Below are 6,846 nucleotides of genomic sequence, written 5' to 3' on the forward strand. Positions count from 1 at the left end.
CGTGAATGTCTCCGGGTCATCCCGGTGAACACCACGAGAGCGGCACAACCAGAAGGAATAATCCCGGTCGTGCACAACGTCCTCGCTATGTGTTTTTCTTCAAAGGAACCTCATCCACGAACCGGAAAAACCGATCCGATGGACGGGGTATCAACATATTTGGCGTTGACTTTTAGCACGCTGTTGAGTTCTCAAGGAACGGAAGCTACCTTCGAGACCGTTTCACCGGCCCCTCCGGGCTTTCCCTTCGGTGTTCCACCAGCTTATCAGATCCTTTCGGGCCTGATTCCCGCTGGCGGGGATTTTGCTTTCGCGCCTTGCGGCGTGTCCACTACTTTAGCGGATTCCCTCGCCGACTCCTAATCGAGCGATTCACATCAATTCCGGGCGTGCCGAAATCGACCCCCGCGAGGGGCCGCACTGCAGTGGTTTGCCGTCGGAGCGGCAGGATGGCTGCCGTCAAACCTTCCGGTTCGTGGCAACCCGTGAACAGTACACCGCACGTTTGACGCGTTCAAGCCGGTCCACCGCTGGCACCGGGCGGTCCAAGCTCCGGGGCACGACCTCGTACGCGCTGAGCCGGCGGTGGTGGGCCGCCTGATCGCGGGGACCACGCGCGGTACCGGGCGCGGCGCTTGCGTGGCACCGGACGCGGCGCTTGCGTGGCACCGGGCACAGGGCATGCGTGGCACCGGGCACAGGGCATGCGTGGCACCGGACGCAGGCAGGGCGACCGTTCGCGTATCCGGGACTCCCCGGGGCGCTGCTGAGGCCGACAGCCCCGACCGTGGGAACGGGAGACGGACGAGATGACGAGGCGGACGGGATGACGCGGAGCTTCAGCGGGATCGAGCCGACCGGGCACATGGCCCTCCGCGACTACCTGGGCGCCGTTACCTGGGCGCCATCACCTGGGCGCCTGGAGCAGAGGGTCGGGCCGGGCGGCCGGGCGGCGAGGCGCTGTTCTGCGTGGTGGACGTGTACGTGTCTGTGTAATGGACCTGCACGTGCTGACCGTGGACCACGGGCCGGCGCGCACGCTGCGGCTGAACCGGCAGGCGGCGACGCTGCTGCTGGCGGCCGGTGTCGCCCCGGAACGCCGCACGCTCTTCGCGCAGGGCCACGTCAGCGAGCACACCGGGCTCGCGGACCTGATGGCGTGCGTGGCGAACGACGGCATGGCGTACGTGGCGACCGACGGGGAGATGCGCCGCGTGATCCGGTACACGGCGTGATCCGGTGCGCCGCGTAGTCCGGTACGCGGCGTGATCCGGTACACCGCGTGATCCAGCACAAGGAGAAGGCGCGGCGGGAGCGGGCACGGGAGCGGCCGGCTGTCGCTGCTGGACGTATCCGGCACTGATGGCGGCGGACATCCTGGCGTACCGCACGCAGGAGGTGCGGGGCGGCGAGGACCGGACGCAACACGTGGAAGTCGCCCGGGGACTGGCCGTGCGCTTCAACGCTTCAACCAGCGGTACGGCACGGTCTTCACGACGCCGCGGACACCACGCAAACGGTGGCGGCCCGGGTGATGGGCCCCCGGGACCCTGCGGTGGATCGGTGTCCCGGGGGGATCGGTGCTGCGGTGGTGGTCACGCGGCGGGGCGGGCACCGCGGTCGGGGTGGGCACTGAGGCCGGGGTGGGCACCGCGACCGCGGTCGGGGCGGGCGGCCGCCGACCGCGGTTCAGCGGCGAGGGGCCGGGTCAGCTGTGGCCGGAGGCGAGTTCGCGGCTGCGGTCGCGGGCGGCTTCGAGGGCGGCGAGCAGGGCGGCGCGGACCCCGTGGTTCTCCAGCTCGCGGATGGCGTTGATCGTGGTGCCGGCCGGGGAGGTGACGGCCTCGCGGAGCTTGACGGGGTGCTCGCCGCTGTCGCGGAGCATGACGGCGGCGCCGATGGCGGCCTGGACGATGAGGTTGTGGGCCTGGGCGCGGGGCAGCCCCAGCAGGATGCCGGCGTCGGTCATCGCCTCGACCAGGTAGTAGAAGTACGCCGGGCCGGAGCCGGACAGCGCGGTGGCGGCGTCCTGCTGGGACTCCGGGACGCGCAGCGTCTTGCCGACCGGGTCGAAGATCGCCTCGGTACGGACCAGGTGCGCCTCGGTGGCGTGGCTGCCGGCCGAGATGACGGACATGCCCTCGTCCACCAGGACCGGCGTGTTGGGCATGACGCGGACCACCGCGATGCCCTCGGCGAGGCGCTGCTCAAAGACGGAGGTCGGCACGCCGGCGGCCGCCGTGATGACGAGCTTGTCGGGGGACAGGTGCGGCGCGAGTTCGTCGAGCAACGCCGTCATGTCCTGCGGCTTGACCGCCAGGATGAGGGTGTCGGCGGCCTTCGCGGCCTCGGCGTTGGTGACGGTGGGGACGCCGTAGCGGTCGCGCAGTTCGGCGGCGCGTTCCTCACGACGGGTGGTGACCAGGAGGTCGGCCGGGGTCCAGCCGGCGCGGATCATGCCGGAGAGGAGGGCCTCCCCGATCTTGCCGGTACCGAGGACGGCGACTTTCTGGGTCATGGAACGGCTCACTCCATACGACGGCTCACGATGCTTGCCGGCTCATCCTCGCACCGGCCCGCCCCGGACGCCCCGCCGTCTCAGCCGGTGACCACCGGCGCGCCGCGGCGAGTTCGCTGTGGGCGGCACGTGGTGGGGGGCATCGGGGAGGAGCGTCGGGGCGTCGGCGAGGTGTCGGGGGCGAAGCGGGCGGTACGCGTGAGGCGGGCGGTGTACGAGGGGGCGGGCGGTGTACCAGGGGGCGGGCGGGGAGCAGGCGTGGGTGTACGGGGGTATTCGTGCGGTATACGGAACTATTCGTACGGTATTACGCGGCATCACGCGGTATTACGCAGCATCACGCAGTACTGCGCACGGTATGCGGCATTACGCGGACGTTCAGCGGGTGCGGCGGCGCAGGGTGGCGGCGCCCAGGGCCAGGACGGCCAGCGCGCAGCCGGCGACGACGGCGAGGTCGCGGGCCAGGTCGCCGCTGAATCCGGCGGTGTCGGAGACCCGGGTCATCGCGTCGACCGCGTAGGACATCGGCAGGACGTCGGAGACGTAGGACAGCACCGCCTGCATCCGGTCGCGCGGGACGAAGAGCCCGCACAGCAGCAGTTGCGGGAAGACGAAGGCGGGCATGAACTGCACGGCCTGGAACTCGCTGGCGGCGAAGGCGCTGACGAACAGGCCGAGCGCGGTGCCGAGCAGGGCGTCGAGGACGGCGAACAGCAGCAGGAGCCAGGCGGAACCGGTGAGGTGCAGGCCGAGCAGGCCGACGGCGAGGGCGGTGGCCGCGGCGGCCTGGACGACGGCGAGCAGGCCGAAGGCGAGCGCGTAGCCGAGCAGGAGGTCGGCCTTGGCCAGCGGCATGGCGAGCAGGCGTTCCAGGGTGCCCGAGGTGCGTTCGCGCAAGGTGGCGATCGAGGTGACCAGGAACATCACCGTCATCGGGAAGACGGCCAGCAGGGCCGGGCCCACGTGGTCGAAGACGCCGGGGGTGGCGTGGAAGGCCCAGTACAGCAGGGTCAGCAGGGCGAGCGGGACCACGAGCATGAGCGCGATGGTCCGCGGGTCGTGGCGCAGTTGGAGCAGGACGCGGCGGGCAGTGGCCAGGGTGCGGGTGGGGCTGATCATCGCGTGTACTCCCGGGTGGAACGGTCGGCGTCGGTCCCGGACCGGTCGACGAGACGCAGGAAGGCGTCCTCGACGGTGTCGGCACCGGTTCGGGCGCGCAGGGCGTCGGGGGTGTCGTCCGCGAGCAGGCGGCCGTCGCGCATGAGGAGCAGGCGGTGGCAGCGTTCGGCCTCGTCCATGACGTGGCTGGAGACGAGCAGGGTGGTGCCGCGTTCGGATGCCAGCCGGTGGAAGAGGTCCCACAGGTCGCGGCGCAGGACGGGGTCGAGGCCAACGGTGGGCTCGTCGAGGACGAGCAGGTCGGGGGTGCCGAGCAGGGCGACGGCGAGGGAGACGCGGGAGCGCTGGCCGCCGGACAGGCGACCGGCGAGCCGGTCGGCGTACGCGGTGAGGTCGACGTCGGCGAGGGCGCGTTCGATGCCGGTCCGGCGTTCGGCGGCGGTGGCGCGGGGGTTGAGGACGGTGGCGAAGTAGTCGAGGTTCTGCCGGACCGTCAGGTCGGCGTATACCGACGGCGCCTGGGTCACGTAGCCGACACGGGGGCGCAGCGCGGGGTGGCCGGCCGGGTGGCCGAGGACGACGAGCGTTCCGGTGACCCCGGCCTGCGCGCCGACCAGGGCCCGTATCAGCGTGGACTTGCCGCATCCGCTCGGGCCGAGCAGGCCGGTGATCACACCGGGCGGCACCGTGAAGCCGATCCCGTCCAGCACGGTGCCGCCACCGCGGACGACGGTGAGGCCGTCGGCGTGAACGGCGGCGTGGTCAGGGGAGCCGGCGCCGTGACGTGTGGTGCCGGATTCGGCAGTGCGCCGTGTGGTGCCGGACGTGCTGCCGGCGTGACGTGTGGTGTCGGACGTGCTGTCGGCCGGGCCCCGCGTCGGGGTGTCGGCGGGGGCATCGGGAGCGGTGTCCGCAGCGGCGTCGGGGGTGGCGTCCGCGGCGTCTTCGGGAGCCGGGGATTTATTCATCATGTGTTGAATACTGCTCCGCGCAGGCTGCGGGCGTCAAGCCGGGGCGCCCCGCCGGGGGGTGGGTCCAGCCCCACCCCGTTCCGGGCGGTGAGGTCAGTGCGCGAACGCGGCGCGGCTCGCACACTGGACGCATGAGGGAGCGAGGCGACGCATGAGGCAGCGAGACGCGGAGCGCATGGCCGAGGCCGTGGAGCGCGTTACGGCCCGGTCCGCCGGGCGGCTGACGCGGGCCGAGGAGCACGCGTTGCGGCACCAGGTCAGGGCCCGGGCACGGGCGGAGGCACACCTGCGGCATCACGAGATGCGGGCGCACGCGACGCGGTCGCGGCACGAGGAGCGGGCGGCCCGGCACGCGGCGCGCCACGAGCGGGGGCGCGAACTGCGGCGGTTGCGCGCGGAGGCGTTGCGGCGGGGCGCGCGCTGGGGGCTGGCGGGGCTGCGGACCGGGCCGGCCGCGGCGTTGCTGACGGTGGCCGGGCTGCCGGGGGCCCGCGCGGTGCGGGAACCGGCGCTGCGGTGGACGCGGCGGCTCGCGCGGGACCGGCGGGCGTTGCTGGAGCAGGAGTTCGGCATCGAGGCGGGGCCGCAGGGGCTGCGTGATCCGTGGCCGCGTTGGTCGGATCCGGCGGTACGGCGGGAGGCGCGCTGGCTGTTGTGCGCGCCGTGGATCGGGCTGGTGGCGTTGCTCCCGGCGCTGATGGTGGTCTACGGGCTGGCGGGACAGGTGCTGCCGATGCTGACGCACGGGATGTCGCTGTACCGGCTGTTCCTGGCGTCGGACACCGGTCGGTTGATGGTGGGCGGCCGGCTCGCGCTGTTCGGGCTCGCGGTGGCCGGTTCTGCGGCGGCCCCGGGCGTGGTGGCGGCGACCGGCCGCTGGTCGGCGGAGTTGCTGTCCCCACCGGAGAACGTGCAGCTCCAGGAGCGCGTACAGAAGTTGACCGAGACGCGGGCGGACGCGGTCGACGCGCAGGCGGCTGAACTGCGGCGGATCGAACGTGACCTGCACGACGGGGTGCAGGCGCGCCTGGTGGCGATGGGCCTGAACCTGGGTGCGGCCGAGGCGTTGATGGAACGTGATCCGCAGGCGGCGCGAACGTTGCTGGCGCAGTCGCGGGAGGCGTCGGCGACGGCGTTGCAGGAACTGCGCGGGCTGGTGCGCGGCATCCATCCGCCGGTGCTGGCGGAACGCGGGCTGGCGGACGCGGTACGGGCGCTGGCGCTGGACAGTCCGCTGACGGCGGAGGTGACCGATGACCTGTCGGGGTACCGGGCGGAGGCGGCGGTGGAATCGGCGGTGTACTTCGCGGTGAGCGAACTGCTGACCAACGCGGCCAGGCACGCGCAGGCGGAACGGGTGTGGGTCGACCTGCACCACACCGGTGACGCACTGCGCGTCCAGGTGACGGACGACGGGGCGGGCGGCGCGGACCCGGCGACGGCGACCGGCAGCGGGCTGAGCGGGATCGAACGCCGGCTGGGTACGTTCGACGGTGTCCTGGCCGTCAGCAGTCCGCAGGGCGGGCCGACCATCGTCACCTTGGAGTTGCCGTGCGCGTTGTCCTCGCCGAGGACCTCTACCTCCTCCGGGAAGGCCTGATCCGGCTGCTGGAGGCCCATGGCTTCGAGATCGCGGCGGCGGTGGAGAGCGGTCCCGAACTGCACCGTGCGCTGGTGGACCTGCGGCCGGACGTCGCGGTGGTGGACGTGCGACTGCCGCCGACCTTCACCGACGAGGGACTCCAGGCGGCGCTGGCGGCCCGGCGCACGCTGCCGGGCCTGCCGGTGCTGGTGCTCTCGCAGCACGTCGAGCAGCTCTACGCCCGCGAGTTGCTGGCGGACGGCAGCGGCGGGGTGGGTTACCTGCTGAAGGACCGGGTGTTCAACGCCGAGCAGTTCACCGACGCCGTACGGCGGGTGGCGGGCGGCGGCACCGCGATGGATCCCGACGTCATCGCCCGTCTACTGCGCAGCAACGCCCGCGACGAACCGCTCGCGGCCCTGACCCCGCGCGAGCGCGAAGTGCTGGAACTGATGGCCGAGGGCCGCTCCAACGCCGCTGTCGCGCAACGCCTGTTCGTCAGCGAGGGCGCGGTCGGCAAACACACCACCAGCATCTTCACCAAGCTCGGCCTGACCGCCTCCGACGACGACAACCGCCGGGTGCTGGCGGTGCTGGCGTATTTGAACGGCTCACGGTGAGGGGGTGGGCTTCGCCCGGGGGAGGGGGAATGCGGG

6 protein-coding genes and 1 pseudogene are annotated in these 6,846 nt (G+C 72.3%); 4 read left to right on the top strand and 3 right to left on the bottom strand.

Annotated elements, in window-relative coordinates; genetic code table 11:
* A partial coding sequence (locus tag POF43_RS34085) for a hypothetical protein (RefSeq protein ID WP_282704953.1) occupies positions 1-363 on the top strand: 363 nt, incomplete at its 5' end.
* Between the two features lie 632 nt (positions 364-995).
* Positions 996-1,552: pseudogene (locus POF43_RS34090) on the top strand (tryptophan--tRNA ligase); the annotation flags it as partial.
* 156 nt (positions 1,553-1,708) lie between these two features.
* On the opposite strand, the gene proC reads toward POF43_RS34090, so the two are convergent.
* From proC to POF43_RS34105, 3 genes are all read right to left on the bottom strand, one after another.
* Entirely contained in the window at positions 1,709-2,518 is an 810-nt protein-coding gene (proC, locus tag POF43_RS34095; RefSeq protein WP_271318812.1) for a pyrroline-5-carboxylate reductase, read from the bottom strand.
* A gap of 378 nt (positions 2,519-2,896) precedes the next feature.
* Positions 2,897-3,637 (bottom strand): ABC transporter permease, encoded by a 741-nt coding sequence (locus POF43_RS34100; protein WP_271317700.1) that lies wholly within the window; start codon positions 3,635-3,637, stop codon positions 2,897-2,899.
* A complete protein-coding gene (locus POF43_RS34105) occupies positions 3,634-4,608 on the bottom strand; it encodes an ABC transporter ATP-binding protein (protein ID WP_271325287.1) in 975 nt (324 codons plus the stop codon). Before POF43_RS34105 ends, POF43_RS34100 begins: the two co-directional genes overlap by 4 nt.
* Positions 4,609-4,759: 151 nt before the next feature.
* Between POF43_RS34105 and POF43_RS34110 the strand changes: the two genes are divergently transcribed.
* Positions 4,760-6,208 carry a sensor histidine kinase gene (locus POF43_RS34110; RefSeq protein ID WP_271317702.1) on the top strand — a complete coding sequence of 483 codons (1,449 nt, stop codon included), beginning with the start codon at positions 4,760-4,762 and terminating at the stop codon, positions 6,206-6,208.
* Entirely contained in the window at positions 6,160-6,810 is a 651-nt protein-coding gene (locus POF43_RS34115; protein ID WP_271317703.1) for a LuxR C-terminal-related transcriptional regulator, read from the top strand. The genes POF43_RS34110 and POF43_RS34115 overlap by 49 nt, the downstream gene beginning before the upstream one ends.
* Positions 6,811-6,846: the final 36 nt, after the last annotated feature.

Origin of the sequence: Streptantibioticus silvisoli (genome assembly GCF_027947535.2) — a bacterium.
GTDB lineage: Bacteria > Actinomycetota > Actinomycetes > Streptomycetales > Streptomycetaceae > Streptantibioticus_C > Streptantibioticus_C silvisoli.